The sequence below is a fragment of the uncultured Bifidobacterium sp. genome (genome assembly GCF_963540075.1).
Classification (GTDB): Bacteria; Actinomycetota; Actinomycetes; order Actinomycetales; family Bifidobacteriaceae; genus Bifidobacterium.
The window spans coordinates 1-3797 of the sequence record NZ_CAUTOG010000076.1 but is presented as its reverse complement, the minus strand read 5'-3'; the positions used below and the strand labels follow the sequence as shown (position 1 = coordinate 3797).

Here is a 3797-nt window from a genome sequence, read left to right as displayed (position 1 = left end):
CGCCGTACACCGATCCGGAGCTCGGGGAGCTCACGGACCGCGAGCGGGAGGTGCTTGTCCTCCTCGCCCGCGGGCTGTCGAACCAGGAGATCGCCGATGCGCTGGTCATCGGGCTGCCGACGGTGAAGACGCATGTGGCGCATATCCTCGCGAAGATCCATGCCCGGGACCGCGTCCAGGCGGTCGTCTTCGCCTACGACAACGCGCTGGTGCGCCCCGGGGAGACGACGGAGGACTGAATCGTCCTCCCCGCCCCACGGGACGCACCGGGATCGCGGCCGCGGACAGTGGACATCAGGCCTCGGCGAGGGCCCTCACCGGAGGCACGGAGACCGCGCGCCGGGCGGGGAACACGCTGGCCAGCACGGCGGCCACGGCGGCCACCGCGAGGACGAGTCCCGTCATCCCCCAGTTGACCGCCAGAACAGGCGTGACGGCCACGGCGAACACCATGTAGGCGCCCAGCCATCCGAAGCCGATGCCGAGCAGCACGCCTGCCACGCCGGCGACGAGGGCGATGACCAACGCCTCAATGGCCAGGGAGCGCCTGAGCTGCCCCCGCGTCATGCCGATGGCACGCAGGGTGGCGGATTCGCGGGTGCGTTCGATGACGGACAGGCTCAGCGTGTTCGCCACGCCGATGAGGGCGATGATCACGGCGACGCCGAGCAGCCCCACCAGCACGGCCATCATCGAGTCGATGGTGGTCTCCCACTGCTCGCGTTCGGCGATCGGCCCGGTCAGACTCACGGAACCGGACTTCTCCAGCGCCTTCTGCAGGGCCTCGAAGGTGGAGGACATGGAGGACGTGGACGACTGGTCGATCTTCACGAGAAGCATCGAACCGGTGCCGTCGATCGTCCCGTCGGAGAACAGCGAGGAGTCGACGAAGACCACGGCGGGGTAGTCCGAGGACACCCGACGGTAGTCCGCACGGGTGACGGCCAGACGCAGCGACCCGGACGAGGACGCGGTCGAGGAGGACGAATCGCCATCCAGGTCGAAGGTCGCTCTCGAGCCGATGTCCAGCCTCTTGCCGCTCCACGCCGAATACTCGGGGGCCAGGGCCGTGCCGGCGTCGATGGAGGACCCGGACAGGTCGGCCCGCATGACGGACCTCAGATCCGAGGCGCCGTCCACGCCCACGAGCAGCACCCGCAGCGATTCACCGGAGTCCTTCTCGCCGTGCACGGTGGCCGTGGCCGTCGGGGCGAGCACCGTGCGCTCCACGCCGGAGACCCTCTCCACCTTCGCCTGGTCGTCAGTGCCGAGGCTCTCCCCCTGCGCGACCACGTCCACGCTGTAGCGCGTGTCGAGGGTGTCGGTCATGGTGCGCTTGGCGCTCTGTGCCCCGGTGGCTATGCAGGAGACGAGGGTGACGCCGATGAGCAGCGCCGTGCCGGTGGCGGCCACGCGGCGGGGGTTGCGGCGCACGTTCGCCGCGGCGACCGTGCCGGACGGGCCCGACCAGGAGGCGACCATGCCGCCCAGACGCATGGCCCATGGCATCCAGAAGACGGCCGTGACCGTGAGGCCGAGGAACGCCAGCGCGCAGCCGGCTATGCCGGAGAGCAGGGCCGTCTCGTATGCCGTGTCCTTCAGGGCGGCGCCGCCATGCAGGGAGTCCCACACGCGCCAGAACCCGTAGGCCGCCAGTGCGCATCCGGCGAGCAGAAGAAGGACGCCGATGACCGCGCGCACGCGCCCGGACCGCCTGGTGTCCGTGAGCTCCAGGGGCCTCAGGGCCTCCAGAGGCGTGACGGCGGTGGCCGAGCGGGCCGCGCCGAGAGACGCGAGAACGGTGACGACCACGCCGAAGACGACCGGGACGACGACCGCCTGCACGGAAAGCACCAGACGCGCGTTGAGACCGAGGGACGCCAGCACCCCGGAGCCGCACACGGCCGCCATGACGCCGATTCCCGCCGCGGCGCCCAGCGTCGAGGAGACGAGCCCCAGGACGAGCGCTTCGACGATGACCGAGCGGTGCAGCTGGCCGGAGGTGGCGCCGATCGTCCGCAGCAGGGCGAGCGTGCGCCGGCGCTGGGTGACGAGCACCTGGAAGGTGTTGGCGATGACCAGCGCGGCCACCACCATGGCCAGGACGCCGAAGCTCAGGAGGAAAGTCGTCACGATGCTCACGCCGGAGCTGCTCAGGGAGGACACGGCCTCGTCGGCGGCGGCCTCGCGCGATTCGACCTTCGAGCCGCTCGGGAGCAGGGCCTTGACGTCGGATATCGCGGCATCGGCGCGGGAGGCGTCGACGTCGAGGTAGGCGGTGGAGGTCCAGGCCTTGTCGAAGCCGTCGTATCCGCCGACGGTGGCGAGCGCGTCGTCGGAGATGACCGCCGCTCCCCCGTAGAACGTATAGGCCCCATTGGGGTCGGAGGTCAGGCCGGTGACGGTCACCGAGCGCACGGCCGACCCCATTCCCGAGTCTCCGGGCTCCACGGTGACGGTCGACCCGACGGAGACGCCGAGCTGCCGGGCCACGGATCGGGGCAGGGCAATCTGTCCGTCCCCCGTCGGCTGCCTTCCGGAGACGATGCTCACGGGGAGCAGCGTGGGGTCGGAGGCCGTGGCGATGGCCAGGGTGGACGCCGAGGAGTCCCCGGAGACGATGCTGACGTCGACGGAGGCGTCGGCGCGCACGCCGGTGACGCCGTCGACCCTGGCGATGTCGTCGAGCTTGAGGGCGCCGACCGTGTCGTCCTCGCCGCCAAGGGTGACCACGTAGTCGGCCTGCCCGAACTGGGCGGTCATCTGGGTGCGCAGCGAGTCGTTCATCGTGTTGCCGAACAGCAGGGTGCAGGCGATGAAGGCCGTGCCGATGAGGATGGCTATGCCGGCGGGGATGAGCATCCTCGCGCTGTGGGCCATGAGCTTTCGCGTTATCGACCACATGTCGGATCCTCCCTACCGCGCGTCGCGCTGGTCGGAGGACTGGGCGAAGGAGTCGGGGCCGAAGCCGTCGGGGGAACCAGCGGGATCGTCCCCCACCCCGGCCAGGCGTCTCAGCGCCGGTGACGGCGACGAGGGGCCGGAGGACGCGCCGCGGAGCCTCCTGTCGGTGAGCAGCTCGTTCATGCGATCCGCCGTGGGGGTGGTCTCGTCGGCGACGATACGGCCGTCGGCGAAGACGAGCGCTCGGTCCGCGTAGGAGGCCGCGACGGCGTCATGCGTGACCATGATGATGGTCTGTCCGAGGTCGCGCACGGAACGGCGGAGAAATCCCAGCACCTCGGCGCTGGACGCCGAATCGAGGTTGCCGGTCGGCTCGTCGGCGAAGACCACGGCGGGCCGGGAGATGAGGGCGCGGGCGATGGCCACGCGCTGCTGCTGCCCTCCGGACATCTCCGAGGGGCGATGGCCCAGACGATCCCCCAGACCGAGGGTGTCGACGAGCAGGTCGAACCATTGCCTGTCCGACTTCTGGCCGGCGAGGGTGAGAGGCATGACGATGTTCTGCTCGGCGGTGAACATCGGCAGCAGGTTGAAGCTCTGGAAGATGAATCCGATGCGATGGCGGCGCAGCAGGGTGAGCTGCCGGTCGTTCATGCGGGTGATGTCGGCCCCGTCGAGCAGGATGCGCCCCGACGTGGCCGAGTCGAGTCCTGCCAGCGTGTGCATCAGAGTCGATTTGCCGGATCCGGAGGGGCCCATGATCGCGGTGAAGCGGCCTTTCTCGAAGCTCACGCTCACGTCGCGCAGCGCGTGCACGACGTTGTCGCCCTCCCCGTAGTCCTTGACGAGGTGGATGGCCTGGACTGCCACCGCCCCCGACGTCCCCGATTCCG

General features: G+C 70.1%; 3 protein-coding genes. 1 reads left to right on the top strand and 2 read right to left on the bottom strand.

Features of this window, described 5'->3' with window-relative positions; all coding sequences use genetic code 11:
* On the top strand, positions 1-239 hold a 239-nt coding region (locus tag RWX87_RS06625), incomplete at its 5' end, for a helix-turn-helix transcriptional regulator (protein ID WP_314688800.1).
* A 55-nt stretch (positions 240-294) separates the two neighbouring features.
* Here the strand turns inward: RWX87_RS06625 and RWX87_RS06620 are convergent.
* Positions 295-2904, bottom strand: coding sequence for an FtsX-like permease family protein (locus RWX87_RS06620; RefSeq protein ID WP_314688798.1), 2610 nt, complete (start codon positions 2902-2904; stop codon positions 295-297).
* A 12-nt stretch (positions 2905-2916) separates the two neighbouring features.
* Complete coding sequence (locus RWX87_RS06615; RefSeq protein WP_314688801.1) at positions 2917-3774, bottom strand: ABC transporter ATP-binding protein; 858 nt, start codon at positions 3772-3774, stop codon at positions 2917-2919.
* Between the last annotated feature and the right edge of the window lie 23 nt (positions 3775-3797).